The 14672-nt window shown below is 44.7% G+C and carries 14 protein-coding genes; 7 read left to right on the top strand and 7 right to left on the bottom strand.

Annotation, left to right across the window (positions count from 1 at the left end; genetic code table 11):
• Positions 1-81: 81 nt before the first annotated feature.
• Positions 82-2040 carry an Hsp70 family protein gene (locus vsple_RS08015; RefSeq protein WP_261881682.1) on the bottom strand — a complete coding sequence of 653 codons (1959 nt, stop codon included), beginning with the start codon at positions 2038-2040 and terminating at the stop codon, positions 82-84.
• On the bottom strand, positions 2040-2672 hold the full coding sequence (locus vsple_RS08010; protein ID WP_032548760.1) for a DUF2760 domain-containing protein: 633 nt from the start codon (positions 2670-2672) through the stop codon (positions 2040-2042). The genes vsple_RS08015 and vsple_RS08010 overlap by 1 nt, the downstream gene beginning before the upstream one ends.
• A gap of 348 nt (positions 2673-3020) precedes the next feature.
• Between vsple_RS08010 and vsple_RS08005 the strand changes: the two genes are divergently transcribed.
• Positions 3021-4571, top strand: coding sequence for a sensor domain-containing diguanylate cyclase (locus vsple_RS08005; protein ID WP_261881681.1), 1551 nt, complete (start codon positions 3021-3023; stop codon positions 4569-4571).
• A gap of 79 nt (positions 4572-4650) precedes the next feature.
• Complete coding sequence (locus tag vsple_RS08000) at positions 4651-5181, top strand: 3'-5' exonuclease (RefSeq protein WP_032548762.1); 531 nt, start codon at positions 4651-4653, stop codon at positions 5179-5181.
• Between the two features lie 98 nt (positions 5182-5279).
• Here vsple_RS08000 and vsple_RS07995 read toward each other — a convergent pair whose 3' ends face one another.
• On the bottom strand, positions 5280-6965 hold the full coding sequence (locus vsple_RS07995) for an LruC domain-containing protein (protein WP_261881680.1): 1686 nt from the start codon (positions 6963-6965) through the stop codon (positions 5280-5282).
• Between the two features lie 13 nt (positions 6966-6978).
• Positions 6979-7452: a hypothetical protein gene (locus vsple_RS07990; protein ID WP_261881679.1), complete on the bottom strand. Its 474-nt coding sequence runs from the start codon at positions 7450-7452 to the stop codon at positions 6979-6981.
• Positions 7453-7768: 316 nt separating this feature from the next.
• Here vsple_RS07990 and vsple_RS07985 point away from each other — a divergent pair, with 316 nt between their 5' ends.
• The 4 genes from vsple_RS07985 to vsple_RS07970 are packed head-to-tail and all read left to right on the top strand — an operon-like array spanning position 7769 to position 10081.
• Positions 7769-8125: an antibiotic biosynthesis monooxygenase family protein gene (locus vsple_RS07985; protein ID WP_420833803.1), complete on the top strand. Its 357-nt coding sequence runs from the start codon at positions 7769-7771 to the stop codon at positions 8123-8125.
• A 12-nt stretch (positions 8126-8137) separates the two neighbouring features.
• On the top strand, positions 8138-8818 hold the full coding sequence (locus vsple_RS07980) for a hypothetical protein (RefSeq protein ID WP_261881677.1): 681 nt from the start codon (positions 8138-8140) through the stop codon (positions 8816-8818).
• Between the two features lie 32 nt (positions 8819-8850).
• Positions 8851-9642 carry a winged helix-turn-helix domain-containing protein gene (locus tag vsple_RS07975; RefSeq protein WP_261881676.1) on the top strand — a complete coding sequence of 264 codons (792 nt, stop codon included), beginning with the start codon at positions 8851-8853 and terminating at the stop codon, positions 9640-9642.
• Between the two features lies 1 nt (position 9643).
• Complete coding sequence (locus vsple_RS07970) at positions 9644-10081, top strand: hypothetical protein (protein ID WP_261881675.1); 438 nt, start codon at positions 9644-9646, stop codon at positions 10079-10081.
• Between the two features lie 83 nt (positions 10082-10164).
• Here vsple_RS07970 and vsple_RS07965 read toward each other — a convergent pair whose 3' ends face one another.
• From vsple_RS07965 to vsple_RS07955, 3 genes are all read right to left on the bottom strand, one after another.
• The gene (locus vsple_RS07965; protein ID WP_255230578.1) at positions 10165-10614 is read right to left on the bottom strand and encodes a tellurite resistance TerB family protein; all 450 of its coding nucleotides are present in this window, start codon (positions 10612-10614) and stop codon (positions 10165-10167) included.
• Positions 10615-10773: 159 nt separating this feature from the next.
• The gene (locus vsple_RS07960) at positions 10774-12735 is read right to left on the bottom strand and encodes an alkaline phosphatase D family protein (RefSeq protein WP_261881674.1); all 1962 of its coding nucleotides are present in this window, start codon (positions 12733-12735) and stop codon (positions 10774-10776) included.
• Positions 12736-12772: 37 nt separating this feature from the next.
• Positions 12773-13135, bottom strand: coding sequence for a VC1380 family protein (locus vsple_RS07955; RefSeq protein WP_255230580.1), 363 nt, complete (start codon positions 13133-13135; stop codon positions 12773-12775).
• 154 nt (positions 13136-13289) lie between these two features.
• Here vsple_RS07955 and vsple_RS07950 point away from each other — a divergent pair, with 154 nt between their 5' ends.
• Complete coding sequence (locus tag vsple_RS07950) at positions 13290-14588, top strand: MipA/OmpV family protein (RefSeq protein ID WP_261881673.1); 1299 nt, start codon at positions 13290-13292, stop codon at positions 14586-14588.
• The last annotated feature ends 84 nt before the right edge of the window (positions 14589-14672 follow it).

The raw sequence follows: 14672 nt of genomic DNA, 5'->3' as shown, positions 1-14672 counted from the left end.
GATTCTCTAGATCATCCCAATCGGCGTTAGAGAATCACGCTTTGATATAATAACGGCACCCGCGAAGGTGCCGTTGAATCATTATGCTTGTTCGTTTGAGTCTTGGTTCGAATCTTCACGAACGTCAAACTCAACATGCCACTTCTGACCGTTGTCAGTCGCGATTGCTTCTAGGTAAAGCGTACCTAACTCAGTGACGCGTGAAGCAAGCGTTACAGGAACGACTTCGCCTTCACGACGACCTTCAGACACAGGCAGAGTCACTTGGATCTCGGGCAGTTCTTCTAGATCTTCTGGTGCCCAGTGGTCAAGGTGAGTACCCGCCTCATCGTCACGGCGTGTCGTTGAACCGAAGAATTGGAAGTGAACCGGTTGACCGATGACTAGGCCGAACTCTTGGCTTGGTACTTGAACACTTGAGCCCTCTTCCATACCAAATGGAGCAACACACAGTGCTTCCATTGGAGGAGCCATACCTGGAATAGCTGGCATCGCACTTTCAATACCTACGTAGTAAGCAGAAGCGATACCACCGCGAATACGTACGCCTTGACCACGACGAACAGCGCCGTAGTAAGAAGCACCGCTTGCAACCGCAAGATCAAGATCCAGACCAGAAAGTTGCTTAGCAAATTCTGCATCTGCATTGATCAGCCATTCGTTGATCGTATCTGAAAGACGATCAGCCAGTAGGCTAGATTTCAGAACACCACCGTTGAATAGGATAGCCGTTGGTTTGATGAAATCAGCAGCAGGCGCTTCAGCACCCGGCATACCTGGCATGTTTGCGAATGGGTTGAAATCTTGCTGAGTCGTTTCTTCGCCACCTGATAGCGCGTTTGCTTGCTTAGATAGGAAAGCCGCAATATGGCGCGTGATGCCCGCATCTTGAGCGTAAGGCAGACCCATTTGAGTCAGTGCACCACGTGTTTTCTGAACTGGATGATCAGTTACAGCTACTTTAGGGAAGAAACCATCAACCAGAGTTTGCTGTACTTCTTGTTGTGTCAGTTCTGTTTTTAGTGTTGCACCCAGTAGCTTAGAGCCACGGCTTGGAACAACGATTGGCACAGATTGCAGCTCGGCATCGTTCAGCAGCGCTTCTTTTGCGTCACGACATGCGTGCGTCATCGCTTGAACTTGCCAAGGAGCCAGCTCTTTGCCTTCTTGTGCTAGCTTCATCTTCAGACGGTAAGCCAGCGCTAAATCCATATTGTCACCGCCGAGTAGGATGTGTTCACCTACCGCGATACGGTTTAGAGTTAGATTTCCGTCGTCTTCAGTCACTTCAACCAAAGAAAGGTCAGTCGTACCACCACCGATATCGACAACCAGTACGATGTCGCCAACTTCAACTTCATCACGCCACTGATCGTTGCTGTTATCGATCCAGCTGTACAGTGCCGCTTGTGGCTCTTCAAGTAGAGTCAGGTGAGTGAAACCAACGTTACGTGCTGCTTCTGCCGTTAAGTCACGAGCTGCAGGGTCGAAAGATGCAGGAACAGTAATTGTCACATCTTGCTCAGAAAGCGGGTGTGATGGATTAGCGTGGTTCCAAGCATCTTTTAGGTGCTCTAGGTAAAGCTCAGTGGCTTTCAGCGGTGATACTTTTTCAACTTCTTCAGAGCTACCTGCAGGAAGGAAAGCATCACGACGGTTAACGCCACCGTGACATAACCAAGATTTCGCGCTAGCGATTAGGCGGATTGGTGTTTTTGAACCAAGGTTACGAGCAATTGCGCCAACCAGTGCTTTTGGTTCTGTTGACCAAGGAAGCACGCGTGACGCTTCGTTCATCTCGTGTTCGTGAGGCTGATATAGGAACGAACCCAGTTGGCTGCGTGTTTCTACTGTACCCGGAGCTGTAAGCTGAGGGATTGGCATTACTTCTACTCGCGCATCTTCATTAGTTGTATCAATGAAAGACAGCACACAGTGGGTAGTACCCAAGTCGATACCTACGCTGTATTTAGCGCCTTGCTCTTGTGCTGGTTGCTCTTGAGACGAAGCGTCTTGAGATAAGTGGTTATGCTGTTCCATTATAGTTCTACCTCTGCAGGAGCAATAACCGACGCATCGTAGTTTTCAGCCAGTTTAGGCAGCTTCATTTCAGTTGCTTTCCAGCCTTTGTGAACAAGCGTACCGTTGAATGGTGCGCTACCAGTTACGTTACCTGTTAGACGAACTTCTTGTGGGTTGAAACCTTCAGCTACAGTAATGCGCGTCTCTTCGTCTTCGCTACGGATGTGAGATAGAGTTACGTAGTCACTCAGTACTTTTTGGCCGCCAGTGTGGATAACACGTGCTGCAGCACCAACTTCTTCGTCAGAGAACGACGTTAGGTCTTCTTTTAGGAAGTCAATCAGGCGAGCTTCTTGTTGCATGATAGATAGAAGCTGCATTGCAGAATCCGTGGATGCTGTTGCTAGCTTAGATTCAACTTCTACGACTTTTTCGATAACTTTTTCTACTTCAACAACTTTCTCAACTTCTACGATCTTTTCAACCGGCTTTTCAACTTCAACAATTTTCTCTACTGGTTTTTCAACCACTTTCTCGACGACTTTAGATTTGCGAGATACAGCGATCAGCAGTAGTAAAACGCTTGATGCAGTTAGACCTGCGTGAAGCATATCAAACGTTTGTGGGATAAGGTTTAAATCAAAGTTCATTGTGATTTCTCTTTAGATTGATTTAACGGTATATTCGCTGGTATATGTGAATATACTGGTTGGAAAGAAGAGTCATTTACCTTGGGGTAAGAGAGTTTCTTTCAAGCTATAAATATGAATGGATACTAGCATATTCAAGGTCTAAGAGCTTTATTTAATGTTTTTGATAAAAGGTTTTTTTGGTGTGTTAGCTTGAAAAGTAACCGAGATTTGTTGCTTTAATCGCCGTTTATGTCCGCAGTTTGTGAATAGTGTCAGCACTAATCCAAAATAATCCCTAAAGGGTAATAGAGACTGTTATATTGTCGGTGTATAATTTAGAATCAAATAATATGTTTTGGAAGGTCCATGCCCCATACTATCGACCCTAGAACTGGGTTGAAAAAACGAACACTTCCGTTAGTTACTTTTTCTGTCACGTTTTTGATAACACTGTTGTGTCTTGTCGTTGTTGCCATAACGCAAAGCCGATCCTTAAAGGCAAACTTAAACAGCTTTGCTGATCATCAAACTCTGAGTTTGGAAGCTTTTATTGACAACGACGTGGCCTATATTGGCTCTGGCGCAAATTTCTTTTACTCCAATGATCCTCAACATTGGGATAAGTTCGATCGTTTCGCTGAGCAAACCGTTAACGGTTCCAAAAGTCTTATCGGTCTGCAATGGATGCAAAAGGTCACAGCAGATGAAATTGATCAATATACGGCGAAAATGAAAACGCTGTACCCAACTTTTGAACTCTACACTATCCCTAAACATGGCCCTAAAACCTATGGCTACGTTCTAGATGGCGAGCCAGCATTTGTCGCAACCGACGTTTATCCAAATACAGAGCGCAATAATCAAGTCTTAGGGTTCTATTCCTCCCGTGAACGCTTTAGGCTCATCATAGATAATATACGTGAGACTCGAAAAGCGAACATTTCGGATAAAGTACGATTATTACAGGATGGTTTGAGTCGCGATCTACCCAAAACAGGTATGTTGGTGTACCACCCAGTATTTGATGGAAAAACCGATAATCTGCTCGGTGTGGTGATTGGGGTGATCCGTACAACCTTCTATTTTGAAAACCTTCTTGCTTCAACTGTGGGTGATATGAATGTGCATGTTCGTGTTACGGATCATGGATTTGAAGCAGAAGATGCCCCTATTTTATTCGAGTCTGACGGGTTTGAGGACATCGATGGGCAGCGTATTACTAAACATATCATGCTGACCAATCGACAATGGACAGTCGACTACCAAATCAACTCTTACATCTCTTCCAATGGCTATTTGGTATTGGCGGGTATTGCGCTAGTGGGAACCATGATTTCCCTGTTACTGGCGTATATTGTGAACTTGCAAGTAAGGGAGAAAGAAAGACTTTATCAAATGCTCGATAAGCGTACCGAAGAACTTCGTTTTCTTGCTAATCACGATAGCTTGACTGAGATTTACAATCGCCGCGCGTTTAATAAAATGCTCGATAATGCCATACGAAGTGACAAGCCTTTTAGCCTCATTGGGTTTGATATTGATAAATTTAAAGCGATCAACGATGAATACGGCCACCCCGCTGGTGATGCTTTGTTAATGCACGTGGTTAAGGTTATTTCCGTCAGTCTCAAATCTGGAGATAACTTGTTCCGAATTGGTGGGGACGAATTTTGTATTCTTTCATCTATTGCTGATAGAGAACAGCTGTCGAGTTACTTGGACTCTATTCTAAATAAGGTACGAGAGACAGTTTGTGAGCACAATGGTCAGACACTTCGTTGTACATTGAGTATCGGTGCGACTATTCGCGTGAATGAGGGGGTAGAAGAAACTCTTCAACTTACCGACAGCATGCTCTATCAAAGTAAAGTGAATGGGCGAAACCAGGTGACAATTGCAGGTGATTTGAACACTTAACAGCCTTGGGGTCGAGATCTTGAAAAGGCTCAGGTACAATCCCTGCTTTAAAATTTTAGATGAGAGAATTAGGCAACGTATGAATCACAATCGAGTAGTTTGTTTCGATTTGGAAATGTGCTGTTGGAACGAAGATGGAGTGGGAACAACGGGCGAGATCATTGAAGTGGGTCTGGCTGAGATTGATCTGGCTTCGGGAGAAATCGTTAAACGCGCTCAGTACTACGTTAAGCCTGAAAAAGATGAAGTCTCTCTGTTTTGTGCGGAATTAACCGGTATTACACCGCGTAAGATCGAAAAACAGGGTCGCCCATTGGCGTCTGTGGTTCAGTCGATGATCAAAAACTTTGGCGGTCCAAATAAGATTTATGCAGCGTGGGGGCGCGACGACCTGATTTTACACAAAGAGTGTATCGAGAAAGGGATTGAACCTCCGTTTACCGAGTTCCTCAATATCGCGACCTTGTATCGCATTCAACATCGCTTGAAAGACAAGCGCATTGGTCATCGAGCGGCTCAAGAAGCACAAAATATCGAGTGGGAAGGGCGTCAGCACTCAGGTTATGTCGATGCATACAACTTGGCCAAGCTCACTTTAACGATGCTTTAAAGCCCAGCGTTACTCATTAGAAAAGCCATCATTACTCAATCTGTAATGATGGCTTTTTTCTTATTAGTTACTCTTTATCAGTTGGGCTAGCGACTCTGTTACCACGTTTTAGATGGCGCAGGGTTAGAGTGCCAATCTGTATGAGTTGCACCACCGCTTTCTACCCAAGGCGTGATGTCTGGGTAAGCTTGGCTGGTATCTGTTTTCTCGTATGGATGAGCCCAATTTGCTGGAACATCTAATGCCCAAGGTAGACCTGCCTGCGTTTGATAGAACTCGTTATTCTCAGCAACACTGTCATCATCGCCGACACCGAATATGCTGGTATTGGCTAGGTCTGTGTTCGGGTAGTTCATTAAGTGAATCTCTTTATTTCTAGAGCCTACTTTGAAAATGAACGGGTTGAACGCTTTTGGTGCCAAGCTGCTCATAGAGCCATCAATGACTATCGATGCACTGTAATCTACCGCGCTTCGGTTATCACCCGCTTCGGTATTGTAGAAGTTAGATGAACTGCTGGCTGGCAATAGTTCGTTTACGCTGTCAATCAGTATGAATACCATTTCGCCGCTATGACCGGATTCAGGAGTCACCGTTGTCGTGACACCGTCGATCGTACGCGTTAACGTACCAACATCAGATGCTTCCAATCCAGCTAGAGATATCGCAAAGCTGTTGTTTTCAGCCGCACCACGAGCAACGGCTTGACCGTAGTAATCAAATCGAGTGACTTCATTGCTTGCGTTGGTGTAAACACCGTAAGCGTAGCGAGTGACGAAATCATTCAGATCGTAATCGCCCTCATAAGGCCATAGATCTTCGTACGCTAATGTATGCCAGCCGGTTGTTGGTGTTCGGCTATAGAATGCGATATTCGGATCGTTTGGTGCGTAGTCATTGGCATCAGCCACACCGTCGCCATCGCTATCACCAATCTCTGGCCAACTGATTTCTGCAAAGTTACTGATCAGACCGTTAGAGTCAACCGCGGTCACCTGCACTTTCCACAGTTCACCATTTTCAGTCTGGTTAGCAGGTAGGGTAGCACCATTGTTGTCACTCTTGCCGACGAACTCATCATCTACATAGAAGCCTTGTCCGACATCGACAAACCAACGATAAGTGTACGTGACTGAGTCACCGTCTGGATCGGCTGGGCTCGGGCCTGTTACTGATACCACTAGTGGGTCATTGTCGCCTAAACCGCTGCTGCGAGATAAGGATGGAGTGAATGGAGGATCGTTCTCAATCTCGGTGTAGGTTACCGTCAATAGGCTGTAATCGAGAGTAGTTAACCAACCATCACCATTCACATCGATGTCGAGGTCTACGTTGATCAAGCCGTCTTCCAGTGAAGCAAGTGGTAAATCGAACACCGTTGTAGACCAGTTGTTGTTGGTGCCTTGAAGGAAACCTGGATTGAGCATAGTGCCGTCAACCGTCACACTATCGTACTCCCCATTTTCACCATGATGAGCTTCAGAATCCACATCGTAAGCATAGATTGTGAGTGTCGCGGAGGTGACTTGATCACCAGATGGAATAGAGATGTTGTGTTGCCAAGAGTAGTCTTCATTCTTGTTACTGTAGATCGAAAATCCGTATCCAGAAGGTGCAACATAGTGAGGAGAAGTACTGCTGGCATTGATCTTTTGAGTTACGGTCGTAGAGCCGTCACCGTTATCAATAGTTTGGCTGTCTGAAGCCGCTGCAAATACTTGATTGGAAAGACTACACGCAGCTATGGAACCGACTACAAGCAGTGATTTCTTCATATTATCCATAATAATTCACTCCTTAATCTGCGTCTAAAACGATGTTGCAACTGACATACAGCGCATCGGTAATGTCTGTCGAATCAACCTGAGAGATACACTCGTTGCCACGAACAAGCGCTACCAATTTAATGCCTTGCCATGTGTCTAACAGGCTCAGTGTGTTCGTCAGTTGACCATCGTTGTTTGTCATGCCGGTATAGAAGGGTTGCGAATCGGTAGTGCCACTACTCATGCTATAAAGCTTGATAATGTGAGAGCCGCGGATCGCTGCCGCTTCTCCGTCACGCTGTGACACATCACTGACAACATTGATAGTGAGATCTCGAGAAGTCGAACCGCTCCACTCAAAAGAGCTCGGTACTGAAATATCTGAGAAACTCTGAGATGCTGCAGGCGTTGATGTACTGCCACCGCCTCCGCCGCCACCTCCACCGCATCCATGTAAGGTGAGAGCAACTGCTGTCGTTAGTATGGTTGGAAGTAGCTTTCTCATGGTCGATTCCCTCTTATCCCTAAAAACCTAACTAGAGCAAAGAGGATGCCAATTTTTAACCTCATGAAATTAAAGGGGTTTGTGGGTTTTTGTTATTTTGCTAATAGGAGATTGTTTGAATATCTCAATATGAGAATCAAAATGCTGCCAAAGTGAAGTTCAGAAATTGTAATAGTGGGTTTTTGTATGTTTTTGAGTTCGCACAACGCATCTATTTTTAATTAATATTAAACATCGATTCGTGGTCTTTTTATCGTCAAAACATGTGTTAAGTTTCTCTCGTTTTTAACAAGGAGTGAGTATGAAAGAGACAATAATCAGAAAATCGATTAAGCACACACTCGGTGCTTTGATGGTAACGATTAGCAGCCTGGCAATGGCTGAGCCGGTGGTGTTAATCAATACGTTTGCTGTCGATGCAGCGAGCGAAGAGGTAGCACTCGAATATTGGGAGGCCGCGAGAGACATTCTCGAGCAACAACCGGGATATATCTCGACCAAATTGCATCGTTCACTTGATGACGATGCGACGTACCGTTTTATTAACGTAGCGCAGTGGGAGAGCGAGGTCATGTTCAAAAATGCGATAGCAAACATGAGAAAGGAGTTACCGCCGATAATGATGAAAGGCGTGTCTGCTGACCCTAACCTATACCGGATTGTACGAGACTAAGAGATGATGTTGATGCGATACACAGCCCCACTGACTTTAGCTTTTTTTAGCTTATTTTTATCTTTTAATATTAATGCGGCAGCCTTTGGTGTTGCTGTTGCGTGGAAAACCGACGATGCTCAAGCGGTGTTTGATACGATGCCCATTCAAAAGAAAGCCTTCTCAAACTTGATTGATGCTGGATTAATTCACGATATGTTTGTGAGTAAGAGTAACATCGGTGACAAGTCGTTTCCCATCATTAAATTCGTGATGGAAGCGAATAGTGAGCAAGAGGTACGGGATACGATCGGCAACTTACCACTACAATACAAAGAACTAGCAGAGGTTGTCGAGGTTAGAGATATCGGGAATAAGTGGTTAAATTCCGATGTAGCCTTCGTCAACTACGCCGTAGAATTGAGTTGGAAAAAACCGGAAGACAAATTGCTGGTGGATAAGGTTATCAGCCGTGACTTGCAGAAAATTGTCGATTGGAGCGCGACAAGTACCATCACTTCCGCTTATCTTTATAACAAAGACATCTCAGGTTCATCAGGTGGTGACTCAAAGATGGTTCGTCCTGTCTACTCTATTGCAGTGCTCGCCAAGGATGAAGACCATGCTCGACAAGTGGCTAGTGAACTCGAAGCAGTTAAGCTCGGCTTTGCGGATGTCCATGTTAGTGAGCTGGGCTTTAAGCTAACGCTCTGATTATGAAATAATATTTATAAATGTGCTAGTCTGTGTTGATTGGCACATTCGCTTTTTACTGTATGGGTAACAATAAAATCACCTTAGATGACTTGATGCTTGATCTTGATACTTGCACCCTACAAAGCACGACCACTTCTCATCAAGTTAACCTATCTTGTTCAGAGAGTTTGATCTTAAGTCTTTTGTACAGAGAGTCTCCTAAGACCATCAAGCGCGACGTTTTGCTCGAACAGTGTTGGCCTGGAAAGGTAGTCACGAGTAGTTCGTTAAATGTTGCCGTTAAAAACCTACGTAATGCGTTGAGTACATTAAATGCACCGTTCAAAGTGGTGACGGTACAAAAAGAGGGTTACTGTATTCCAGCTTTTGATACCCTAGCATCGACTCCAACTTCAACTCCGACTACCGACAGCACGACAGTGAAAGCAAAAACGGTGAGTCAGTTTAAACTCGCAGCATCTGAGTTATCCGATACTCATGAATCTTTAGAGAAAGTGGTGTTTGGTATTGGTTTATCATCATTAGTCAAAGGAGCGCTCGGAGTTGTAGTAGCTGTTGGGCTTTTAATCCCCTTTTCTCAAATGGCATTCTTCATGAATCATGACACTATCGCCGGGATAGAGGTCGTTCATGATGACATTAAAATCATTAAGAAAGATGAGGCGCTTTTTGAAGAACTCTCCAAACGCGGTGTGACTAGAGTGTATCTACATGAACGCGGTGTTGGATGCAAGAATATTCAAGCCGTTGCTTTAATAGATGGGCAGTGGGTTGAGATTTCCTCTGAATTTTTGTCACTTACTTGCCGCCAAGAGTCCTAACGTGAGATTTTTTTGTCTGCCAATTATCCTCGTCATTGTACTGCTCTTAACGGTTGGGTTAGTTTCTGGGATCTCCACCAATAATACGTACCAGTTTAAGGTCACTTATGACGGCGTAGGATATGAGGAACTGACGCTGCGCCTCAGAAATGGTCGCTCAAAAATGCACTACATTGGTTATGACCGAGACGGTGTGATTCATGCAAAGCAGTTCTTTGGCGTTTTCTTGCGTTGGGGCGACCATTACTATTTCTATCAAACGGAACAAGACCAAGCGTCGAGTCCTCAAGCATTCAATGTAAAGAACCTGTTTATTCAGGAACTAGAGAATAAACGTAGTGTGTTGATATCAGACCAAAGAGGACTGTTTATTCGTAAAAACGGTGCCCCTTTAGAGCTGAAAGGGATCTTTTACGGGCGTTCTCTCTCTAGTGATTAGATAGGGCACAGGCTAACCATCTTAGGTTAGCCTCTAACATCAGTGAGGAGTACGATGGCGTTGTAGAAGGGAAGGCTGTGAAGCTACTGTTTGCCAATAACACTCAGTTTTGTTTTGATGAAATCACTGTGGTCTACGTAGAGCAGTTCTGCGGTTTTACGAATCACGGCATCTTCCATTGGATCAATCTCACCATCAGCATGAGCCACTTCCCACATCGCCTTAATCAAGTCGATGCGTACAGATTGTGAAAGCTCGCGCAGTTGCGATGTGAAATCATACAGAGACACCGATTGGTCTACTTGTGGCTGCGCTTTATCGAGCAATTGAGCGGCTTCTTCTTCAGTTAAACCTAACAGACGTTGAATCAGCATGAGTTTAGCGGCTTGCTCTTTCTCACCAATTTCGTGATCAGCGCCTGCGACTTCACACAGTAAACTCGCTATCGCAATATTGGGTGATGCTTTTGAGGTTTGACTGAGGTCTTCACCTTCAATCAGTTGTTTGAACAGTGAGGTAAGAGAATTAAACATAATAAGCTCCAATCGTACGAAACAGGATTTATTTGCAGGCTCAACATAACAATAGTTGGCTGATAGGCCGCCCTAATGCTAATAACATTGGGATTGATTTGGTCAATCCCAAGCGGGTTTACACGATGCTGACAAAATTATAGGTCGTTTGAATCGCCATCACTCTTTATCAGGCTCAGGGAAGCGAGTTACTTTGCCATCACCACTTAAGGTAGCGATTGAAATAGGTTTTCCCGAATCATCGAGCTTGAGTTCACCAATCGCGCTACGGTTTGAAAGGCGATAGAAGTTTTGGTTGTCTGGGCTTCGTTTCTCAATTTTCAAACGCTTGCGTTTAGTGAAATAGTTAAGTATTGAACGTGGGCTGTAGAGCAGGCGATCACATACGTCACAGAACTTAAGCAGCGATGGTGGGAAGTTGTTCTTAATCCCGCTACAGGTGATTTGATAGATGTTTGGACTGTTCTTGCGATAACGAAGCTTGATGTCGTATGCAAATGAGTAGTGTACATCTCCAGAAAGCACCACGAAATTGGTCGGTGTTTTGGTGTGAGTGAAAATGCTGATCAATGTGTTAGCACTACCAGGGTGAGCCATCCAGTTTTCCGCATCAACCAGCAGCGGTTGACCACAAGTCGTCATGATTTTCTGCAAAGCTTCAATAAACTTAACGCCAAACATCGGAGCCGCAGAGATAATAATCACCTTGTCTTGATGCATAAGTTGATGTTGAAGCTCAATTAACGCTTCCCAGTCCATCAAGCCTGACGGTTTATTCATGCGTGATTCTGAACGCCAGCGACGTGTACGAGTATCAAGCACTATGACTTTTGGTGATAGATCGATGGTGTAATGCCAATCTTCAAAGCGGTTCAAATATTCGATGAACGCTTGATGTGTTTGTTCGTCGATCATGTGTTGAAGGTGCGAGTTCTCTTGTGAGGCTTGAGTCTCAAACACCGATTTAGCGTGATCGATAAATTCATCATTGAACTTTTCGGGCGCATTTCCCCAACCTTGGCAAAGCCAGTATGACGCGAGACCATTACCAATCACTTGTGTAGCCAGTTTGTTTTGCAGTACCGCTTGTTCCCACCCTATGGTTAGGTTCCAATCATCAGTCACATCATGGTCATCGAAGATCATGTAAGTCGGGATGTGGGCGAGCAAGCGTTGAACCTGCGGCAAACCTTCGATGAAATCGTTAATGATTTCAGTTTCATCACGCCACTGTTGTTGCTCGAGTGGTGTGAGCTTTCGCCCCCCTTGCACAAAGTTGTTTTCAATCAAACGCTCGCGGTTAATGCATTGCCATAGGGTAGGTGACCAGACCAATAGGTACATTGCAACAAATTCAGACAAGGTCACTAGATGGTTTTCACAGTCGCTAGAACTGAAAATTGCCACTTTTCGGTTGGGAAACAGCTTATCTAGCAAAGAGTCTGATTGCTTGTGATGTGGCAGGTAATGGTGGCGTTGATACAGGTGATATTCACTTCCAAACAGAGATTGGCCGTCATGAATATGACCCACCTGAGCGTCTGTTGGTAAGCGTTCATCCGGCAATCCTAACAGTTGGATCACTTGGTAAATGGCATCTAGCGTTGGCCCTGCTACATGGTCAGCGTAAATTTGGTCGCCACTCATCATTAGTAGATTAGGGCGTTCTTGCGGAGGCTGTGTTTCAACTTTGCTGTCAGCGGCAACCAAGCTGTCTTTACTTGGGTGGTGTGGATTACGGCAAGAGCCATGAAGTATGTAGTTCGACTCTTCTGAGACAACAAACTCAACACGCTGGCGATCCTTGTAAGTAAGATGTGACGCTAACGCTTTAAGTCCGCCTTGGTTCGTCTCGATATCGTACTCGAGCGGCGTATTGGTTGGGAAATCTCCTTCAAGGTGGATAAGCGTTACCCAAGCTGACACACCAATTCTCAAGCTTTGCTGCTCAGCCAACTTTGACTGAAAAAAGGCACGATCTTGATCGCGATGGTAGAGCGAGATCCTGCCCACAAGTGGTTGACTGGTAACGATCCAGATTACAATTTCGTTCTTGGTCGTTTTACGCAGTATTGGACCAGCAATAAGCAAAGGGAGTGTTTTAGGTGTCGAATGCTTCACAGTGTTCCTAAAATCGAGGTGGTGGACGATTCTATAGTTATATTGAGTCTTTATCTGATTCGGGTGTTTCGAGTATTTCGATAACTTCCGAGCTAGAAAGTTCATGCGCCATCAAAAATAGAGCCAGCATCGCGTCGGCTTTTGTTTTTGTGTCTGAGGGAGCATCAAGTATTTGTTCGAGTTTTTCTCGGATCATGGTAACTTCGTGCTCCACAAAACCACGACCTTCTTCGTCTCCCTGTGTTTCTTCAGGAGCGTTATCAAATTGAAGAAAAAGAAGCTCACCATCGAGCGTAGTGTCGATAAGTCTTTCAGGTAACCAAGCCTCTCCCATAACGACGTCAGGATCTGCATCGTTCGGAAGCTGGTTTATAATGTTTTGTAATTCGGAAACTTTCACAATACTTTAAATTGACCATAGGATGATCGCCATTGTAACGATCAATGGCGATCAAACCTAAAGTTAGTTACTTAAAATTAAGTTAGTTAACCAAAATTGGTCAAGAAATACTTATTCGTTAGCAGAAATCGGATAAATAGAGAAAAAAACAGTAATGAAGAATAAATTAATAGCAACCATGATGAGCTCGGGCGCGCTACTTAGCTGTGGTAATGCGGTAGCGATTGAAGAGCAGGAGTGGGGTATTGCCGCGATGTATCGAACGGCGAGTATTCCCTACGACACGTCCGGTGGCGATCAAACGGTAAGCTCGTTTGTACCTATGCTGTTTTTTAAAAATGATTATGTCTTTATTGATGGTACAGAAATGGGGGCATACCTGCTCGAGTCAGAGGATGAAAAGTGGCAACTGAACGCCATTTCGCGTATGCGCTTTATCGACATTCCCGCATCTGAACAGAATGCGATTGAGGGAGATACCGCTGATTTTGGTGCGCAGCTTACCTATCAACTGGATGATCAATGGCGCTTAGAAACCGAACTGATGGCTGATGACTCTTACCGTTTTCATGGCAATTTTAGAGCCAAAGGGTACTACGAGGTTGGAGATTGGGAGTTCACACCTAGTGCGACACTTCGTTATAAGAGTGCAGACTTTAACACTGAATATTACGAAGTCGATGGAAAGTCTATAGGTGCTGGTGCCGATTTCAATGTGGGCATTGAAGCCAAATACCATGTTGTTTCCAACTTGTACCTGCTTGGTTCGACGAGTGTCACTCGTCTAGATGATAACGCCTACCAATCGTCGATTGTTGAAGATCGCTATCAAGGTGAATTTTACGTTGGTTTCGGTTTCTTCAATGACAAAGAGAAAGCGCCCAAACCACGATTAAGTAACCCTGCTTATTTGCGCGTGGCACACGGTTGGGCAACGCCATCAAACATCGGCGATATCATGAAGTTCAATCGCGAGAAAGATGAGTTCAATAACCAACTGACCTCATTCTTCTACGGTCATCCACTGACGGATGAGATATTTGGTTTCCCGTTAGATATTTATCTAACGCCCGGTATCGTTCACCACTGGAGCTCAGAGGTTCAATCAAGCAGTACGGAATATGTGGTTGCAATTAAGGCTTACTACACCTTCAACTGGCCGACTCAATGGCGTTTTGGTGTGGCAGAAGGTATGTCATACATCGATTCAATTACTTATATTGAAGCGACGGAAATGGAACGCAAAGGCTACACGGCAAGTCATCTATTGAACTACCTAGACTTCTCGTTTGATGTCAATGTAGGCGATCTGTTCGGCAAGAGTGATCTCAACAATCTGTGGTTTGGTTATTCACTGCATCACCGTTCGGCTATCTTCGAAAATGCGTCACAGTTTGGTCGCATCAAAGGTGGCAGTAACTATAACACCATCTATTTCCAGTATGAGTTTTAACTCCAACCCGATTTTACGACAAAAGCCTCATAGTGATGAGGCTTTTTAATTGCAATTTTTAGCGTCTACGCTCGATGTTCGCGC

Source organism: Vibrio pelagius (assembly GCF_024347575.1).
GTDB lineage: Bacteria > Pseudomonadota > Gammaproteobacteria > Enterobacterales > Vibrionaceae > Vibrio > Vibrio pelagius.
Note: the sequence above shows the minus strand (reverse complement) of the source record. Positions and strands in the feature narration are given on the sequence as shown.

What these genes read in the sequence shown, in the direction of transcription:
- vsple_RS08015 (WP_261881682.1), bottom strand. Translation starts at nt 2,040, where the DNA reads ATGGAACAGCATAACCACTTATCTCAAGACGCTTCGTCTCAAGAGCAA.
- vsple_RS08010 (WP_032548760.1), bottom strand. Translation starts at nt 2,672, where the DNA reads ATGAACTTTGATTTAAACCTTATCCCACAAACGTTTGATATGCTTCAC.
- vsple_RS08005 (WP_261881681.1), top strand. Translation starts at nt 3,021, where the DNA reads ATGCCCCATACTATCGACCCTAGAACTGGGTTGAAAAAACGAACACTT.
- vsple_RS08000 (WP_032548762.1), top strand. Translation starts at nt 4,651, where the DNA reads ATGAATCACAATCGAGTAGTTTGTTTCGATTTGGAAATGTGCTGTTGG.
- vsple_RS07995 (WP_261881680.1), bottom strand. Translation starts at nt 6,965, where the DNA reads ATGGATAATATGAAGAAATCACTGCTTGTAGTCGGTTCCATAGCTGCG.
- vsple_RS07990 (WP_261881679.1), bottom strand. Translation starts at nt 7,452, where the DNA reads ATGAGAAAGCTACTTCCAACCATACTAACGACAGCAGTTGCTCTCACC.
- vsple_RS07980 (WP_261881677.1), top strand. Translation starts at nt 8,138, where the DNA reads ATGCGATACACAGCCCCACTGACTTTAGCTTTTTTTAGCTTATTTTTA.
- vsple_RS07965 (WP_255230578.1), bottom strand. Translation starts at nt 10,614, where the DNA reads ATGTTTAATTCTCTTACCTCACTGTTCAAACAACTGATTGAAGGTGAA.
- vsple_RS07950 (WP_261881673.1), top strand. Translation starts at nt 13,290, where the DNA reads ATGAAGAATAAATTAATAGCAACCATGATGAGCTCGGGCGCGCTACTT.